The organism is Marinobacter sp. E2 (assembly GCF_055755345.1).
On sequence record NZ_CM146911.1, the window covers coordinates 2455815 to 2474464 of the forward strand.

The window sequence follows — 18650 nt, forward strand, 5'->3', positions numbered from 1 at the left end:
TAATGCCTCTAGCAAACGTCTGTTTCAAACATACGTTTGAAAGGCCCGCATGTCAAGTTCGTGGCGGGGGCTCGACAGCCACCTCATCCCAACCCCGATCAATCGCGTCCTGGTGTCCCTCGAAAAAGGCCTTCTCAACGCGCCCGTAGGCTTTCTCGGCTTCGAGCAAGTAGATCAGGTACAGCCTCACATGCTCGCGCCGGGAAAGGTTCCTGGCCAGAACCCGGCTCTCCGATAGCCTGAGCAGGTGACTGAACCGGGTGTTTCTGAGTGCCGGATTGAACTCGGCCATCTGTGCGCACTGCCAGATGAGACCGTCATCCCCTTCAAGTCGGGCGATATGCTGACGGGCCTCCCGCAGCATACGCTGGCGGGCAAGCACGAGATCCAGGTAAGAGGGTCTGGAGGTGTAGATCCGGCGAATGGCCGGCATGCCGAGCAGGAGGATGATCACAAACGCCCCGAACCCGCCCCCGGCGATCCAGGCCGGCACAAATCCGGTCAGCCCGCTCAGGAACACGACGGCCGCGATCAGGGCGCTGAACAGCCAGAGGTCCCGGTTCCGGCGTGCCAACGCCATGGCGTAATTGTCTGGCCAGCCATTCATGGCCAGAAGATCAAAATCCATCAGCAGCACCCGATCGCATTGCCGCAGCATGAGACGCAGTTTCCGTTGCCGCGATTCCGCCAGCACACGCTCGGATTTTGCACCGTTTCCACTCTCGGTTTGCCCGCTGTCCTCTGCCGAACCAGAAGGCTTGTCGGAGCCGGTGGTCGTATCGGTCTTGCCGGTATCGGCGGGGGCCTGGGCCGGTGACGACGCAGGCGCTTCCTTTACGGCTCCGGCAGCTGGCACAGGCACGGGATCGGCAGCGCGGCCGGGCCGCAGCACCGGCGCCTGGGTCGGCCCGTCCGCTTGTGTCACATTGGTCTGGTTTTCGGCCATTGCAGGCAGTCCGGATCTGGGTTGATACACGTTTATCGGCCACCGGCCAGGTTTCTTGAACCCTGCTTTGCCTGACCACCATTGGCGCCTGCCCTTGGCATTGACCGGCGTGCTCGCTATCCTTTGCGCTCTCGCCAACACGGAAGCCGCACATCAGTTCGGGAGGTCACCTCATGTTTACAGGCATCGTTCAGGGTATCGCAACCGTCGAAGAGATCACCGCCCGGCCCGGCCTCAGCACGTTCGCCATTCGGCTGCCATCACACAGTACAGAGGGGGTCACGATTGGCGCTTCCGTAGCCATCAACGGCACCTGCCTCACGGTCACCCGCCAGGAGGGCGACGTTCTGTTTTTCGACGCCATGCAGGAAACCCTGAGACTGACCACCCTCGGCGACCTGGAAGCGGGCAGCACCGTGAACTTCGAGCGGGCCGCCCGCATCGGTGACGAGATTGGCGGGCATCTGCTCTCGGGCCATGTTCACACCACGGCACGCATTGTCGAAATTCTGCGGCCGGAAAATAACGTCACTCTGTGGTTCGAGGTACCGGAAGCCTGGACCCGCTACATCTTTCCGAAAGGCTATATAGCGATTAACGGCGCCAGCCTTACCATCGGCGAAGTGAAGGGCAACCGGTTCAATGTCCACCTGATTCCCGAAACGCTGCGGGCCACCACCTTTGGCCAAGCCGCCGAGGGAGAACGGGTCAATATCGAGATAGACAGCCAGACCCAGACCATTGTCGACACACTGGCCCGGCTGGGCTACGACCGCCCGGCCCCTACCCTCTGAGAGGCCGGCAACTCAATCGTTGCTGGCCTCGAAAACCACGAATTTGGGGCTGGCATCCCGTTGTTGCACCCGGGTAAAGAAGCGCTCAAGACTGCGGTGATAGCCCAGATGCCGGTTGCCAACCATCAGCAACCGACCGCCAGTCGCGAGGTTGCGAGAGGCCTGGCTGAACAGCCGGAGGGCAATGTGATCCCCCACCACGCCACCTTCATGAAACGGCGGATTGAGCAGGATCAGATCCCAGGGGCCCTGATCTTCCGGCACTCCGTCCCGGTGAACACATGACACACGGCCACCGGGAAACGAGCGCTCGACGTTGCGCCGGGCGCTGAGCACCGCCTGGCTGGACACGTCGCTGAACGTCACTGCCAGCCCGGGACATCGGCCCAACGCGGCCAGCCCCAGCAACCCGTTACCACAGGCGAGATCCAACACCCGGGTTTCCCCGGCGGCTGTGCCCACTGACTCAATCACGTGCGGCAATAAAAGTTGGCTGCCGATGTCGAGCCGATCACGGGCAAAGACAGCGGGCAGGGCCTCAATACGGGCACAGCCGGCGACACCCTCATAACCCTTCCAGCATTCCGCCCACTCCCCCAGCCGGGTCCGCCCCGGAGAACAGACAATGACACGAGCCTTCTTGCGTGCGGGCAGCACCTGATCGGTTTGTACGGCTTTGGCAAAGACATCGACACTGCGATCAGGCAGATGCTTGATCATACCCCCGGCCAGAAGCTGTGCGGAGTCCGTCATCACCTCATTGAGCCAGCGCAGCAGCCACGCCAGATAATCCGCCTGCCTGGGAATACGCATAATCACGAGATCGAAAGGGCCCGTGGGTGGGTTAAGCCAGCTGTGAATCGACAGCGGAGGGCTCAGTTCCGGATTCTGCCGTCCGTTGTACTCCAGGGCTTCCGGCAGCGTGGCACTGTCGGCAACCACGGTCGGAGACAATGCCGAAACCCCCAGGGACAGCGCTCCGAACTGATCATCCACAACCAGAACCCGGGGCTGTCGGCCTTCGGCCAGCCTGTGCGCCTGCTCAATCAACAGTTCGTCGGCTGCATCCCAGGCGCGCAATGTGGGGTCCGAGGCTCCTGGCCGGGTGAGTCGCAGGGAAAGCGGCAACTTCGGTAGCGCCAGCTCGGCAGTTGTCATTTCGGGCATCCTGGGTGGGTTTTGTCACAAAGCGGTCATTCTAGGCTGTTTATTCTAGAAATTAAGCCTAACGTTAAAGGCGTTCACTCTGAACACCCTTTTCCGGTTAGCTCCGTTGTTCTGGACGCCAACCCTTTGCCCCTTACCCCAGGGGCTTTTTTCGTTCAGGCCCTTCGAGACGCCCGATAGACGGTGAATCGGCGGTCCTCCCGCAGGCGCTCGACCGGCCCGACAAATCGCTGCATCAAGGCTTCGTAGGGCAGAAAGCTGTTCGCCACCAGCCTGAGTTCTCCGCCGGGGGAAAGGTGGCCGGCCACGTCCATCAGAAAACGTTCGGTCATTGAGAGATCGGTTTTGACACCACTGTGAAAGGGGGGGTTGGTGACGATCGCCGGCCATTGCCCGGCAACCTCGGACAAGCCGTCGGAGGCCATGATCCGGCCGGAAACACCGTTACGCTGGTAGGTCGCCCTGGCGCATACCAGGGCCTGGGACTGCACATCCACGGCGTCCACCGTCACCGGCGGCTTGCCGTGTTGCTTGTACCATTGGCTCAGCCAGGCGCCTATCACGCCCGCCCCACAGGCAAAATCCAGAACGGCACTGGCACGCAATGGCCTGCTGCTGAGCGTTTCCAGAAGCATCCTGGTGCCCTCGTCCAACTCTCCATTGCTGAAAATACCAGGCAGGCCTGCCACGTCGAGGGTCACGGATTCGCATTCAACGGCAGTCCAACGCAACCAGTCCGCCAGAACAAACCTGGCGTGCCCGCGAATGTCGTCGGCGCACCAGACCTGGCAATGCCGGGCACTGTCCACCTTGGCGGCCTGGGGAGCCACTGCACGAAGCTGCTTTACCGCGCCGGCCACCCCCTCCTTTTTTTCACCTACCAGAACCAGGCGACCGCCATCATTGGCGAGAGATAATGCCAGGGCAAGACGCATGTCCAGCTCAGCGCGGGCCTTGGGGAGAAAAACCACCAGAGTGTCGAATGCGCCCTCGGCCAGAGCGGGATCCTCGTAGCCAAAAGCAATCTGCCAGTCAGCCTGCCCTGCCAGAGCGGCACACACGCCTGCATTCTCGCTCATGGCCAACCCACCCTCGGGCAGATCTGCCAGAAGGGCGCGAGCCGTCACGCCGATCAAGGCGACCCGGCCGCGCAACAGGTGCCGGTTTCTGAGCAGGGCTTCGTGGGAATTGGGTAAAGACATGAATCAGCTGGTCCCGCTTGGCTATTACCGAGGGGGCTACTTTACCCGTAAACAGTCCCCGCGTCTCCCGGGCAAGGGACGGTGCGGGAACAAGGTCGCGGGGGTTATTTGTAGCGGGCCACGGTACCGACCCTCAGGGCATCCTCGGGCGACATGCCCCAGTCTTCGGCCACGTGGGGTTCTGCGGCTTTACCGCCATTGTCCCGGGACTGCCTGCCGGTGGAGACCTCTTTGCGCTGGCTGAGGGCTGTCAGGGCTTTCTGCATCAGTTCTTTCATGATCCACCTCCTCAATACTGCAGAACTGACTGTATCAAGAAGACGCGCGGCGGGCTGTGATGACGCCGAGGGTCACCAAGTGACGCTGGTCACGATTTTTTGACGCAATTTAACATTCTTTGGAGTTCTTTTTTCTGGCGCCCCGAACGAACGGGCCTCTGCACCAGTTCTTCAATGCTGGCACGGCGGGCGGATTCACGATCTTCCTCGCAGCCGATCGAAAGCCCCAGATCCCGGAGTACGCCGTCGCCAACGTCATACACAAAACCGTGAACAGTCAACGGCTGCCCGCGTAGCCAGGCTTCCTGGACGATGGCGTTCTGGCATACATGCCCCACCTGCTCCACCACGTTCAGCTCGCACAGGCGGTCCACACGGTCCTGGATGCTGGGCAGTGCATCGAGCACCTCCTGATGACGGTCACGTACATCCTGAACATGGCGGAGCCAGTGACTGATCAGCCCGAAGCCCTCGTTCAGCATGGCGGCACGCACCCCGCCGCAGCCATAATGACCCACAACCAGCACGTGCCTGACCTTGAGCACCTCAATGGCGAACTGAAGCACCGACAGGCAGTTGAAATCGGTGTGCACGACTACGTTGGCCACATTTCTGTGCACGAACAGCTCGCCCGGCAGCAGATCAACAATCTGGTTTGCGGGTACGCGGCTGTCCGCGCACCCGATCCACAGATACTCTGGCGCCTGCTGGTTCGACAGGCGATGGAAAAACTGCGGGTCCCGGGCCTTGATACCATCCGCCCAGGCCCGGTTCTTCTCGAGAAGATGGTCAAGCTGTCCCACTGTCCGATTCCCTCATGTGTTTTGGCGCCCGCCGATTGAACGGGAATACCGCAGTGAACGCAATACTCAATCCGGGGGAGTCGCCGTATCGGGGGCTGGCTGGTGCATGGTGCTCTGCGCCAGATCCAGCAGTTCCCGGAGTGCGACGGAAAACATGGCGTATTCCGGCTCCCTCACACCCTTGAGCTCGGAAAGCATGGACTTCCAGCGATCAATCATGTGCTGGTGCCGGTCCAGCCAGGCCTCGACCGAGGCCGGCACATCCTCCGGTTTGCCGGCCATTTTCAGCACGCCGGTGGTAAGCGCCCGTTGCTGCCAGTCAAGATCTTCCCGGAAGCTTTCCCGGGCCAGCGCCTGCCAGTGCGACGCGGGCTTCAGCGCGGCAATGGCGTTGGCGAACCAGCCAAGGTCAAGCCGGTCGCCCAGCTCGTAATAGAGATTGGCCACAGTCTTGAGCGGCATGCCCGACGCCTCCTGAGCCTCGATAATGCCCAGCGACGAGTACAGGTGACCGGTGCCGGACACTACGGAAGCCAGTTCCGATGGCAACCCGGCGTCCACCAGCGCCTGGTGGCGTTTCTCCCAGGCGGTGCGAGCCTGATCCCCGAGGTATTCAGGCAGGCCGGCGGTGATCGCCCAGACACTGTCTGCAAAGCGCTCCATGTGGTTCTGGATACTGAGCTCGGCCCTGCGGTTACGCAGCAGCCAGCGCACCGAACGTCGCATGAGGCGCATCAGGTCCTGCATCAGTTCCATCTGCAGCTGTGCAGGAACGTGGAAGTCCAGATCCTCGATCCGGTCCCACCAGTTGTCGATCCGGAACACATCCCGGGCAATGATCCAGGCCAGGGCAATGGATGCGGCATCGGCACCGGTGCTCTGGTTAAGCCGCTCCACGAAGGTGATGCCCATGTGATTGACCATGTCGTTGGCAATCTGGGTGGCAATGATCTCCCGACGCAGTTGATGCTCACCCAGCTCCTTCGAGAACTTCTGGGTCAGATCCCGTGGGAACACCTTGTACATTTCGCCGGCCAGCAGCGGCTCGTCCGGCAGCGTGCTGTCAATCAGGGTCTGCTTGAGATCGCCTTTCACGTAGGAAATCAGGATCGACAGTTCTGGTCGGGTAAGGCCTTTCTTGTCGAGCTTGCGCTCGGACAGGGTTTCGTCGTCCGGCAGGAACTCCAGCGACCGGTTGAGCTTGCCTTCGTTCTCGAAGGTATTCATCAGCCGACGATACTCTTCCAGCCGTGTCGCCGCGTCCTCGCTGGCGATACTGATGGCCTGGGTCTGCCGGTAATTGTTCTTGAGCACCAGCTCGGCAACGTCGTCCGTCATCTCCTCCAGCATGATATTCCGCTGCTTGTTGGTGAGGTCACCCATGGCCACCACCTGGTTCAGCAGGATCTTCATGTTTACTTCGTGGTCGGAGCAGTCCACGCCACCGGAGTTATCGATGAAGTCTGTGTTCAGACGTCCGCCACGGAGCGCGTACTCGATACGTCCGAGCTGGGTCAGACCGAGGTTGCCGCCCTCGCCCACCACCTTGCAGCGAAGCTCGGAACCATTGATGCGAAGACCATCGTTGGCCTTGTCGCCAACATCGCTGTGGGACTCACTGCTGGCCTTTACGTAGGTGCCGATACCGCCGACCCAGAGCAGATCCACCTGCGCCTTGAGGATGTGCGAGATCAGCATATTCGGTGGTACGCGGTCTGATTTGATGCCCAGAAGCTTTTTCATTTCCGGGCTCACCGGAATCGACTTGGCGCTGCGATTGAACACCCCGCCGCCCTTGGATATCAGCTTGCTGTCGTAGTCGGTCCAGGCGGAACGGGGTAAAGCGAACAGGCGCTTGCGTTCCTTGAAGCTGCGTTCGGGATCCGGCGAGGGGTCAATGAAGATATGCACGTGGTTGAAGGCAGCCACCAGCTTGGTTTTCTCGGAGCACAACAGGCCGTTGCCGAACACATCACCGCCCATGTCACCAATGCCGATGGCCGTGAATTCATCCAGCGCCGGGTTGATGCCCATTTCCCGGAAATGTCGCTCCACGGACACCCAGGCGCCCCGGGCCGTGATCCCCATTTTCTTGTGGTCGTAGCCGTTGCTGCCGCCTGAGGCAAAGGCATCGCCCATCCAGAAGCCGTATTCGGCGGCCAGGCCATTGGCGATATCCGAGAACGTGGCGGTGCCCTTGTCGGCGGCTACCACCAGGTAGTGATCGTCATCGTCGTGGCGGATGACCCGCTCGGGCGGCTGTATGCCGCTCTCCACCAGGTTATCGGTGATGTCGAGCAGGCCTCGGATAAAGGTCTTGTAGGCTTCGATACCCTCAGTCTGGAACGCCTCACGATCCGAGGGATCGGGCAGGCGCTTGGCAACAAAGCCGCCTTTGGCACCCACCGGCACGATGACCGCGTTTTTGACCTGCTGCGCTTTAACCAGGCCCAGTATCTCGGTCCGGTAATCCTCGAAACGGTCAGACCAGCGCAGCCCCCCTCGGGCTACCTTGCCACCGCGCAGGTGCACGCCTTCCACCCGCGGCGAGTACACGAAAATCTCGAACATCGGCATCGGCAGCGGCATGTCCGGGATTCGTGACGGGTCAAACTTCACGCTGATGTAAGGCTTGGGTCCGCCAGCTTCGTCCAGTTGGTAATAGTTGGTGCGCAGGGTCGCCTGCATCAGCTCCAGGTACAGACGCAGCACCCGGTCTTCACTGAGGTTGTCCACCTCCTCAAGACCGGCATTGAACTCGATCTCCAGTTTCTGCTGGGCAGCCTGGCTCTTGCCCGGGCTCTGATACCGCTCGGGGTTGAACCGGATCTCGAAGAAATCCAGCAACAGCCGCGCCAGCGACACATGATTGACCAGTGTGTTGGAAATAAACGTCTGGCTGTTGGAGAAGCGGATCTGCCGCATGTACCGGGCGTAGGTTCGCAGTAGCGCAATTTCACGCCAACTCATGTAGGAGGACAGCAGCAGCCGGTTAAAGGCGTCGTTTTCCGCTTCCCCATGCCAGACCCGACGGAACAGGTCCTCGAAGATTGGCCGGATACGGTGAATATCCACCACATTGCCGGTGTAGGCCTGCAGAGTGAAATCGTGGATCCACACGGTCTTGTTGTGGCGGTCAGTTACCTCGAACGGATGCTCACCAATGACCCGGAAACCCAGGTTGTCGAACACCGGCATCACATCGGACAGTGGCAGTGGCTCGTCCGGGTAGAACAGCTTGAAGTGGAGAGTGCTCTCGTCCTCTTCGAGGGCACGGTAAAAGCTCATGGCCAGGTCATGCCGGCTGGCCGACGCAGAGATGTGCTCCAGATCGATCGCTGCCCGCCGGGGTGAGAACATATCCGTGTAGCTCGGCGGGAAGCCGCCGGCCCACAGGCGGTACAGCTCGTTACCCTGCTCTTCGCCATAAGCCTCGCTCAGGGCCTCGGACAGCCCATCCCGCCAGGACTGGGCCAGCTCGATGACCTTTTCGCGAATCTCCGAAATGGGCAACTGGCGGTTTTCCACCTGCGGCACCCGGATGGTGAACTGGACCCTGGCCAGCACTGATTCGGAGAAGTGGGTAACAAACTCCACGTCCTCCGCCTCCAGACGGTCCACCAGGACCTGCTCCACCCTCAGGCGCAGCTCAGTGTTGTAGATATCCCGAGGGAAAAACGCCAGGCAGGTGACAAACTGCCCGTACACGTCCTCGCGCATGAATATTTCGATGCGGCGGCGCTCCTGGATATACAGAATGCTCTTGGCCACCTTCAACAGCTCGTCCGGTTCGATCTGGAACAACTCGTCGCGGGGATACACAGTGAGGATCTGTTCCAGTTCCTTGCCGGCATAGTCATCACGCAGGAAACCGGAACGCTTCATCACCGCCTGGAATTTGCGGCGCAGCAGCGGAATCTCATCGGGGCGCTCGTTATAGACCCGGGCCGTGTACAGGCCGAGGAAACGACGCTCGCCAACCACCTCGCCCTTGCTGTTGAACTTCTTGACGGCTATGTAGTCCGGGTAGGCCGGCCGGTGTACGCGGGAGCGCTGGGCGGACTTGGCGAAGATGAAAATGTCATCACTTCGGGTCATCTCATGCCGGGTTCGTTGCGGCAGTTCGTTCAGCCGCACCCGATCCGGCCGCTCGTTATTGACCCTGAGAATCCCCAGCTCGGAATTCTCGACCCGACGGACCACCATCCCGCTCTTGTCCTTGGCAAAATCGTATTCGTCATAACCCAGGAAGGTGAAGTGGTCACGAGACAGCCACTCCAGAAACGCGCGGGCCTCGGCCTTCTGGTCGTCATTGATGCCGGCTGTGGTACTGTCGAGCTCGCCGAGAATCTCGTTCACCTTCTCGGTAACAACCGGGAAATCCGCCACGGCAATGCGAACCTCGTGCAGAACCTGCTGCAGCGAATCCTCGATATCCCGGAGATCCTGCGGGTCGCTGTGACGATCAATCTCGAGAACGATAAACGCCTCGTAGGAGGACTCGGAGGCGGTTTTCTTGGTGGAGTGAAGCTTCTTGAGCTTGCCGGCCTTGTCGCGCTCCACCTGAAGGATCGAGTGCTGGATAGAGTGGGTACCGATTTCCCGCTGGTTGATGGCAATACGCAGGGAATCAATCAGGAAGGGAATATTCGGGTGCAGGATAAACACCACGGTGTGGGTCGACTGCCAGCCGTCACTCTCCAGATCCGGATTGAACACGGAGACGGGCGTCTCCTCGGCGGAGCGCTTCTGCAGAAACTGCCAGGCGGCCAATACGGCGCCATAGGTGTCTGCGAACCGTCGGCTTACAAGTTCCTCGAGGGGTATATGGGCGTAATGCTGCTTGGCAAATTCGCTGATTTTTTTAGCTTCGGTCTTGTTGATCTTTTTCGCGAAAGCCTCAGCCAACTGTTCAAAGAATTGATCCTTGCTGGCCACTGTCAGCGCATTCATGGTCGACCTCAGTTAGTGTGAAAGAAACGTAATCGGGGTATCGTCACATAAGCATAGTCAAACCCTTGATTTTTGCCGGCCAGACGCCAAAACTGCGGCAACTACCTATGAACGATACGGGTTTCCCCGGAAGAGCCTCAGCGAGAGGGAGCAGTCATTTCCAATGTCGTTACAGCATACGTTCGGAAAGTTACGGGCACAGTTAGCCAAACGGATAATCGGACAGAACAAACTGGTGGATCGCCTCCTGATCGCCCTGCTTGCGGATGGCCACCTGCTGGTGGAAGGGGCCCCGGGGCTTGCCAAGACCACAGCCATCAAGGCGCTGGCAGATCACCTGGAGGGCGACTTCCATCGCATCCAGTTCACCCCCGACCTGTTGCCTTCGGACGTTACCGGCAGTGAAATCTACCGGGCGGAAACCGGCCAGTTCGAGTTTCAGCGTGGCCCGATTTTCCACAATCTGGTACTGGCCGACGAAATCAACCGGGCCCCGGCAAAAGTGCAGTCGGCGCTGCTGGAAGCCATGGGCGAACGTCAGGTGAGTGTTGGCATGCGCACCTTTCCCCTCGATCGACTCTTTCTGGTGATGGCCACCCAGAATCCGATCGAACAGGAGGGCACCTACCCCCTGCCCGAAGCCCAGCTTGACCGGTTCCTGATGCACGTGATGATCGACTATCCCTCGGCGGAGGCGGAAAAGGCCATTCTGCAGCTGGCGCGCAACGATTACCGCCACGGCCTCCCGAAGACGGAGCTGAAGCTCACCGCAGAGCAGGTCTTCGAGGCCCGCAATGAGGTCGCCAGCATCTACATGGCCGACGCCGTGGAGCAGTACCTGCTGGCCCTGGTTCTGGCTACCCGGGACCCGGCCACCCTCGATCCGGAACTGGCCCGCTGGACAGCCTTTGGCGCCAGCCCCCGGGGTACCATTGCCCTGGATCGATGCGCCCGGGCGCTGGCCTGGCTGGACGGTCGCGACTACGTTACGCCGGACGATGTCCGGGCCATCGCCTTCGACGTGCTCCGGCACCGGATTCTGCTCACCTTTGAAGCCGAGGCCGAGGGCATGACCGCCGATACCGTGATCGAGCGGCTGGTGGAACGGGTACCGGTAAGTGCCTGAAACCGGTCAGCAACCAAGTCACGGCTGAAGCAAGGCACGGGAACCCACAACCATGGGCATGACCAATGCGACCACACACATCGGTTTACCGGAACTGATCCGGCTACAGGCAGACGCCCGGGCCCTGAGGCTGCCCTCGGCGCGCCCGGTCCGGTCGCGCCAGTCGGGTTTGCAGAGGTCACCCCAGCGTGGCCGGGGCATGGCGTTCGCGGAAGTGCGACTGTACCAGCCCGGTGACGACATCCGCAGCATCGACTGGCGGGTAACCGCCCGGCGCCAGGAGCCCCACACCAAACTGTATGAGGAAGAGCGGGAGCGACCGGTCCTGCTGCTGTGCGATCTCGGCCCCAGCCTCTATTTCGCAAGCACCGGTGCCTTCAAGCAGGTTCGATGCGCCCAGCTTGCGGCCATTCTGGCGTGGCTGGCGCTGTCCGCCGGCGACCAGGTGGGCGGGATTGTGTTCAACGGCGAGGCCCTGGAGGTACTGCGCCCGGCCCGACGCAAGAAGTCGGTATTGAAACTGCTCGACGCACTGGCAAACAGGCAGCGCACCGCAGACCGTGGCCCTGCACCCGAAACCGGGGCCGGCGACGGCAGACTGGACAGAGCTCTTACCGAAGCAAGGCGGGTCGCCCACACCGGCAGCCGAATCTTCGTGATCAGCGATTTCCTCGACATTTCTTCTGAAACCAGCACCCTCCTGGGCGCCCTGGCTCGGCACAATGCAGTCAGCGCCCTCAGGGTCCAGGATCCCCTGGAGCAGTCCCTGCCAGCAAGCGGCCGCCTGGCCGTGGCCGGCCCCGAGGGGCCGGTATGGTTCGACGCCGGCAATCCCCGCTTCCAGCGCGCCTGGCGACAGAAAGTGGCCAGTCACGAACGGCAACTGGAAGACTGCTTCAGAACCTCTGGGGTGGCAGCGGCTGACATCTCGACGGCCGGGGACCCGGCGGTCACGCTGAAATCCCTTCTGGGCCCGGGAGGACGCATCGGATGAACCCGCAGGATCCCCTGAGCCAGCTCCGGGACATTCACTTGCCGGCAACCGGTGGACTGTGGCCCCCCGCGCCGGGCTGGTGGGTCCTGGCTCTGATTCTGCTGGCCGTTCTGGCGGCGATGGCCTGGTGGCTTCAGCGACGCCGGCGCCGGAACCGCTGGCTGAAAACCGCGCGCAGGCAACTGGCGGCGCTTGAACAGACCGCTCGTCCGGAGCCCGACTGGTTCACTGCCCTGAATACCCTACTGAAGATAGCTGCGCGTGAGCGTTATCCGGAGCAGCACCCGGAGGCCATGTCGGGAGAGGACTGGGTGACGTTCCTGCTTGCCACATCGCCCCGGGACCGCATTGCCTCAAGGCCACTGGTGGAAGCCCTGGTGGAAAGCACCTGGCGTCCATCAGCATCCGCGCAGCCGGCACAAGCGGTTGCCTTCGCCCGGCTCTGGCTGGGAGGTCAGACATGCTGACACTGGCCTGGCCCTGGGTATTGCTGCTGATTGCGCTGCCGGTACTGCTTCAATGGCGAAAACCCCGGGGGCAATCGGTGGATGCGCCGGTGCTCCCCGTAGGGCACTGGCTTTCAGACCTGCCCGGTGTGAGCCGGAAAGGGTCCGCTGTGCCCTTCTGGCAGCGACTACTGTTGTTCCTGATATGGGTGCTTCTTGTTATTGCCCTCGCCCGCCCGCAGCACGTTGGCGAACAGGTGCAGATGCCGGTCTCGGGCCGGGATCTGATGCTGGTGGTTGATATTTCACCGAGCATGGACGAGCAGGACATGATCCTGCAGGGGCGGAGCATCAACCGGCTACAGGCCGTCAAACGGGTACTGGATGACTTTATCACCCGCCGACAGGGTGACCGGCTCGGGCTGATACTCTTCGGCACCGAACCCTACGTTCAGGCGCCGTTGACCTTCGATCTGGAAACCCTGAGAACCCTCTTGAATGAGGCCGGTCTGGGCATGGCAGGGCGTGCGACCGCCATTGGTGATGCCGTCGGCCTTGCAACCAAGCGTCTTCGGGACCGACCACAGGATCAGCGCGTGGTGGTGCTGCTGACCGATGGTGCCAACACCGCAGGCGAAATCACACCCGACAAAGCCACCGAGATCGCGGCCGCCGCTGGCGTGCGGATATACACCATCGGGATTGGCGCCGAATCCATGGTGCAGCGTGGGCTACTCGGGTCGCGCCGGGTCAATCCGTCCCGTGACCTGGATGAGGACCTTCTCACCCGGATGGCCCAACAAACCGGGGGCGAGTACTTCCGTGCCCGGAGTTTGCCCGAGCTGGAGTTGATCTACGACAGCATCAACCGTCTGGAACCCATCGAACTGGAAGGCAAGTATTACCGCCCCGTGACCGAACTCTACGTCTGGCCGGCCGGTTTTGCGGTGCTGCTGTGGCTGATCCTGTTTCTCTACAGGCACGCAGGGAAACTTGCCGGTGCCGGGCGGCCTGGTGCCGAGGAGCAAACCGATGTTGGCTGAGTTCCACTTCCTGCGTCCGTTCTGGCTGTTGTTACTGCTGGCCGTGCCCCTCGTTGGCCTCGCCTTGCGTCATGTGCGCCTGGGAGACAGCGGCTGGTCACGATTCATTCCCGCGCGGCTGCTGACACCGGTGCTCCAGCGCGAAGGTCGTTCCGGCAGGCAACCCGGCGCTTCACCCGCCATTCCGGCGATGCTCGCGATCACCCTGCTCACCCTCGCTCTTGCCGGCCCGGCGTGGCGCGAGGCGCCCACACCTCTGAAACAGCCCGGCGACAGCCTGTTGATTGCACTGGATCTGTCGCTTTCCATGCTGGCAACGGACGTGGAGCCTGACCGGCTGACCCGGGCCAAACGCAAGATCAGGGACATACTCGCAGCGCGCGAAGGCGGCCTGACAGGGCTTCTGGTGTTCGCCGGGGACGCCCACGTGGTGACGCCCCTGACCGACGACAGCAGGACCATTGAGGGCATGCTCAATGTGCTGGACCCGGTCATCATGCCCGCCACCGGCAATCGTGCCGATCTGGCGGTGCTGCGCGCCAGGGAATTACTGGCTCAGGGCGCTCCCGGAACTGGTCGCATCCTGCTGATCACCGATTCGGTCGGCGACCGGTACCGGGCCCCGATACGTAAAGCGCTTGCGGACAGCCCGTTCACGCTCAGCACTCTGGTGGTAGGCACCGAGGAAGGCGGGCCCATTCCCCTGGCCCGTCGGGGTTTTATTCGTGAGAACGGCGAAATCGTGATCAGCCGGGCTGAACCCGCGCAGTTGGCGGAGCTGGCCAGAAACACCGGCGGGCAGAGCCATGAGCTCACCCTGGACAATGCGGATATCAATGCCCTCGAACTGAGCCCGCAAGCGCAGGAAGACTGGCAGGAATCCGAGGACGGCCTGACCGTCAGCCGTTGGCAGGACGACGGTTACTGGCTGCTCTGGCTGGCGCTGCCGTTGATTCTTCTTGGCTGGCGCCGCGGTGCCCTCACCGTTCTGGCGCTGGCGCTGCTGCCGGCGCTGCCCCGCCCGGCCCAAGCCATCAGCTGGGATGAGCTCTGGCAGCGGGAAGATCAACTGGGGCCAGCCCTGATCCAGTCCAATCCGGAACGGGCGGCTCGCCTCCTGGACGATCCGTTCTGGCGCGGTTCCGCGCTGTACCGATCGCAGCAATACGACCAGGCAGCGGAGGCGTTCGCGCAGGCGCAAGGCCCCCAGGCCAGCTACAACCGGGGCAACGCGCTGGCACGGGCGGGTAAGCTCGAACAGGCCCTTGAGGCCTACGACAAGGCGCTCGCCCAGGCCCCGGACATGGAGGATGCCAGACACAACCGGAAACTGGTCGAGGATCTGCTCAGGCAGAAGAATCAGGGCAAGAACAACAGCCCCTCAGACAGCCAGCAAAACCAGTCCGGAAACAATAGCAGACCCGACAATTCCGGGCAGAGCCAGCAGAATCAGAATAGCCAGGACCAGGGTAATCAGAATCCCGGAAATGAGACCAGCGACACCCAGGGCCAGCGTAACGAGGGACAAGACACTCAAGGCCAGAACAAACAGGGCGAGGACGGCGACAGCCCTCCGGAAGAACCCCAAGGCGAGAGGGAGTCCCGCGGGGAGTCTTCAGGCGAAGCGGGAACAGAAAATGGCGAGAGCCAGGCGCAGGCCCAGATTTCCGAAACACCCCTGACACAAAGCCAGGAACAGTGGCTCAGGCGGGTACCCGACAACCCGGGCGGGCTTCTGCAACGCAAGTTCCTGCAGCAGTATCAGCAGCGCCAGACTCCATCCGATGAAGGGGATACACCATGGTAAAGCGGATCTTTACATCGATCCTCTGCCTGTTGTGGCTGGCGGCCATCGGGCTTCCAGCCCAGGCGCAGAACCAGCAACTAACCGTCGAACCGGACAGGACCCGGTTGTACGAAGGTGAGGTCCTGACGCTGACCGTCAAGGGCAGCATGGAAATCGATATCAACCTCAGCAACCTGTTCGATTTTGACATGTCGAACCTGCCCGCCCCCAACATCGAAAAGGTCGAGCCTGATTTCGAGATCCTGGCCAGAAATCAGCAATACAGCATCCGGACCGTGAACAGCCGGATGGTGGGCGAAATCACCTGGACCTACCAGTTAGCGCCCAAAAAGACCGGCGAGCTGACTATTCCGGCGCTCAAGTTCCGTGAATCGGTGTCCGAGCCGGTGACCATCGAAGTGGTAGACGGCACACCACCAAACCAGGCGGCAACCGGCCGGGATAGTTTCATCGAGCTCTCTGCAGACAAGGCAGAGGTGTACGTCCAGGAGCAGCTGATCCTGACCGTTCGGCTGTTTTTCCGGGGCAATCTGATTCGGGGCGAGTTGTCCGAACCCGATCATCCCCATGTGATCATCGAATCTCTGGGCCGGCAGCAGGAATCGTCCCAGTATCGGGATGGTATGCGGTATCGCGTTGTAGAGCGACGCTACGCTCTGTTTCCCCAGCGCCCGGGAATGCTCAAACTGCCCCCCATCCGGTTCGAGGGCCAGATGCGGGATAGCGCCGGCAAGCTCAAGTTCCTGAGAGACAGTGAGGAATTGTTCGAGGTACCGGTGAAGGACGTTCCGGCGCAGTTCAGCGGCAAGACCTGGCTGCCGGCGACCGGACTGGCACTGGAAGAATCTGGCCTGCCTCCCAGCCTGGAAGTGACCACCGGTGAAAACCTGACCCGCGAAATCCGGATGACCGCCGCCGGCCTGCCCTCCGAAACGTTACCGCCTCTGCCCGATCAGGTTCCCGACGGCCTTCGGAGCTACCCGGAGGCGCCGGAGCGGAACACTGAAACCACCCCTACCGGCCTGACATCGTCCCTGAGCCAGTCGGTTGCCATGGTACCCGTGCAACCCGGCACCATGACCCTGCCGGCCATTCGTATTCCCTGGTGGGACACCGAGGCCGACCGTGAACGCGTTGCCGTCATTCCTGCGCGGACCCTCACGGTAACTGAAGCCGGGGCGGCGCCGGGCACCAACGCCCCCGCAGAAGCTGCTGCAACCAGCGCGAATCCGGGCACCCCGGAAAAAGCCAACGCCAGTGCTGCGCAGGCTGCGTCAGCAACCGACAACCCGTGGCTTTGGACCAGTCTGGGCCTGGCGTTGCTCTGGCTGATCACGGCGCTGGCCTGGTGGTACTCCCGTAAGCATTCTCGCCAGCGCGACATCGGACCGGCCGGGGTCATCGACGATGCCAACGAACGGGCAGTTTATGAACGGCTGATCCGGGCCGCCCGTGACGGGTCACCAGCGGCGCCAGAGCTGCTGGTGGCCTGGGCCAACCTGAAGGCGCCCGGGCAAGGCTTCCATTCGGCAGCCGAGGTGGCCCAATACTACGGGCACAGCACCCTGCTCGCGGAGATCCGACGTCTGCAGGCCCGGCTGTTTGCGCCTGATCCAGGCGGGCAGGAACCAGCCCCATGGGACGGCCGGCTGCTGGCAAAATCACTTCAGGAAATACGGCAATCCCGGGCAACAGACGACGACTCCGACCTGCCGCCGTTGTACCCCCAGGGCCTCGGCTGACGCCGCCCGGGAGCAGCCCGACAGCCGTCAGTCAATCAATTGCTGATCTATCACCAGCTCAACGGGGGTTCCCTGGTCTTCGAGCACAGGCACCGGAGAATCCGTGCTGCCCTGCCAGTCACCGGCCTGGGCGGCAACGTTACCGGAACGGCTGAGCCTGGCGGTCAACATCACTTCACGGGCGCCGGAAATACTGGCCTGGGGCGACATGGCGTAACGGTCGTCCAGGCGAATTTTTGCCGGTAGCTGCGCCGCCGTCAGCCGAGCCACCGCCAGCGGCGGCCCTTGCCTGCTCCCCGCTTCGCGGGCAAACACAAACAGCGTGGTGTCGTCCGGAACCTGGCCCTTAAAATTATCAGCCAGCGTTACCTGAACAGTGACCCCCGGGCCAGAAGGCCCAGGCTCGCCTTTCTGCGCGGGTGGCTGTTCACCCAGGCGGGTATAGGCCTCGCGAATTCCCTCACGGATGGACGGCAACTGGGGGTGATCCGGGGCAACCGTTTCGATCCGCTCCCAGTAGCGTATAGCCTCGCGATAATTGTCCTGGCTGAAAGCATTGATCCCCAGCAACCCGAGGGCATTCACTTCGTCCGGATTCAGCTGGCGAGCCTGATCGATGGCGGCTCGTACTTCATCGGTCATCGTGCCCTGGCTTTGAAAGAACAGCGCCTGGGCGGCCAACCCGTAAGCAACCGCCTGGGCGCGCTGGTCCCCGTTGACGTTGGTGGCCAGCTGCCGGAAGGCCCAGGCCGCGTCTTCATAGTTCTCCAGGCGCATATAGGTGCGGCCGAGCATGGCCCAGCCTTCGGGGTTGTCCGGGCTGGCGAGCAAGCGCTCCCTCAGTTGCTGCGACAGGTCGGCCATCTGGGCCTGTCGGGCCTCATCGGAACTGGCCATGTCCTGCATGGTGAGGAACTGCTCCACCCGGTCCATGGCGCCCCAACGCTCATAAAGGAAAACCGCGGCAGCAGGAATCAGCAGGATCGACACCAGGGCCACCGCCATGGCGCTTTTCCTTCCGCTCACCACCGGCCGGGAAGTCATGTTCTCGGGCACATCGTCAAGCATGCTGCCAGCCAGCTCTTCCTTGAGCTGACGGTAGTTGTCGTCATCCAGGATGCCGGCGTCATATTCGTTGTCCAGCTCCTTCATCCTTGTGCGGTAGGCCATCAGGTTCTGGTTTTTCAGATCGGCCTGCTTTCTGGCGCTGGTCCTGTGGAAAAACACCGGATAAAGCACGAACGCCAAGGCCAGGATGATAAGTACCGTTGCGGCAATCCAGAAAGTGTTGGTCATGAAGTCTCAGTCACAGATTCAGAATGGTTCAATGGGAGAAGGACTTACAAAGC

The 18650-nt window shown here is 61.7% G+C and carries 14 protein-coding genes; 7 read left to right on the plus strand and 7 right to left on the minus strand.

Going from position 1 to position 18650, the window contains the following annotated elements; translation table 11 throughout:
- Positions 1–52 precede the first annotated feature (52 nt).
- On the minus strand, positions 53–946 hold the full coding sequence (locus tag AC0J1C_RS11175; RefSeq protein ID WP_473043947.1) for a hypothetical protein: 894 nt from the start codon (positions 944–946) through the stop codon (positions 53–55).
- Positions 947–1119: 173 nt separating this feature from the next.
- Here AC0J1C_RS11175 and AC0J1C_RS11180 point away from each other — a divergent pair, with 173 nt between their 5' ends.
- Positions 1120–1740, plus strand: a complete 621-nt coding sequence (locus AC0J1C_RS11180; RefSeq protein WP_473043950.1) for a riboflavin synthase subunit alpha — start codon at positions 1120–1122, stop codon at positions 1738–1740.
- Positions 1741–1752: 12 nt separating this feature from the next.
- On the opposite strand, the gene AC0J1C_RS11185 is transcribed toward AC0J1C_RS11180, so the two are convergent.
- The 5 genes from AC0J1C_RS11185 to AC0J1C_RS11205 form a co-directional block, all read right to left on the minus strand.
- On the minus strand, positions 1753–2898 hold the full coding sequence (locus tag AC0J1C_RS11185) for a class I SAM-dependent methyltransferase (protein WP_473043952.1): 1146 nt from the start codon (positions 2896–2898) through the stop codon (positions 1753–1755).
- 164 nt (positions 2899–3062) lie between these two features.
- A complete protein-coding gene (locus AC0J1C_RS11190; protein ID WP_473043954.1) occupies positions 3063–4109 on the minus strand; it encodes a methyltransferase in 1047 nt (348 codons plus the stop codon).
- A gap of 104 nt (positions 4110–4213) precedes the next feature.
- The gene (locus AC0J1C_RS11195) at positions 4214–4387 is read right to left on the minus strand and encodes a hypothetical protein (RefSeq protein ID WP_375192799.1); all 174 of its coding nucleotides are present in this window, start codon (positions 4385–4387) and stop codon (positions 4214–4216) included.
- An 89-nt stretch (positions 4388–4476) separates the two neighbouring features.
- Positions 4477–5190 (minus strand): carbonate dehydratase, encoded by a 714-nt coding sequence (can, locus tag AC0J1C_RS11200; RefSeq protein WP_473043955.1) that lies wholly within the window; start codon positions 5188–5190, stop codon positions 4477–4479.
- Positions 5191–5256: 66 nt separating this feature from the next.
- Positions 5257–10143, minus strand: a complete 4887-nt coding sequence (locus AC0J1C_RS11205; RefSeq protein WP_473043956.1) for an NAD-glutamate dehydrogenase — start codon at positions 10141–10143, stop codon at positions 5257–5259.
- Between the two features lie 163 nt (positions 10144–10306).
- On the opposite strand from AC0J1C_RS11205, the gene AC0J1C_RS11210 reads away from it, so the two are divergent.
- The 6 genes from AC0J1C_RS11210 to AC0J1C_RS11235 are packed head-to-tail and all read left to right on the plus strand — an operon-like array spanning position 10307 to position 17301.
- Positions 10307–11269 (plus strand): AAA family ATPase, encoded by a 963-nt coding sequence (locus AC0J1C_RS11210; RefSeq protein WP_473043957.1) that lies wholly within the window; start codon positions 10307–10309, stop codon positions 11267–11269.
- 52 nt (positions 11270–11321) lie between these two features.
- Positions 11322–12263, plus strand: a complete 942-nt coding sequence (locus tag AC0J1C_RS11215) for a DUF58 domain-containing protein (RefSeq protein ID WP_473043958.1) — start codon at positions 11322–11324, stop codon at positions 12261–12263.
- Positions 12260–12730 (plus strand): DUF4381 domain-containing protein, encoded by a 471-nt coding sequence (locus tag AC0J1C_RS11220; RefSeq protein WP_473043959.1) that lies wholly within the window; start codon positions 12260–12262, stop codon positions 12728–12730. Before AC0J1C_RS11215 ends, AC0J1C_RS11220 begins: the two co-directional genes overlap by 4 nt.
- Positions 12724–13752: a vWA domain-containing protein gene (locus AC0J1C_RS11225; protein WP_473043960.1), complete on the plus strand. Its 1029-nt coding sequence runs from the start codon at positions 12724–12726 to the stop codon at positions 13750–13752. Before AC0J1C_RS11220 ends, AC0J1C_RS11225 begins: the two co-directional genes overlap by 7 nt.
- A complete protein-coding gene (locus AC0J1C_RS11230; protein ID WP_473043962.1) occupies positions 13742–15559 on the plus strand; it encodes a VWA domain-containing protein in 1818 nt (605 codons plus the stop codon). The genes AC0J1C_RS11225 and AC0J1C_RS11230 overlap by 11 nt, the downstream gene beginning before the upstream one ends.
- Positions 15553–17301, plus strand: coding sequence for a BatD family protein (locus AC0J1C_RS11235; protein WP_473043963.1), 1749 nt, complete (start codon positions 15553–15555; stop codon positions 17299–17301). Before AC0J1C_RS11230 ends, AC0J1C_RS11235 begins: the two co-directional genes overlap by 7 nt.
- Before the next feature lie 27 nt (positions 17302–17328).
- Here the strand turns inward: AC0J1C_RS11235 and ccmI are convergent, their stop codons facing one another.
- Positions 17329–18597 (minus strand): c-type cytochrome biogenesis protein CcmI, encoded by a 1269-nt coding sequence (gene ccmI / locus AC0J1C_RS11240; protein WP_473043964.1) that lies wholly within the window; start codon positions 18595–18597, stop codon positions 17329–17331.
- Between the last annotated feature and the right edge of the window lie 53 nt (positions 18598–18650).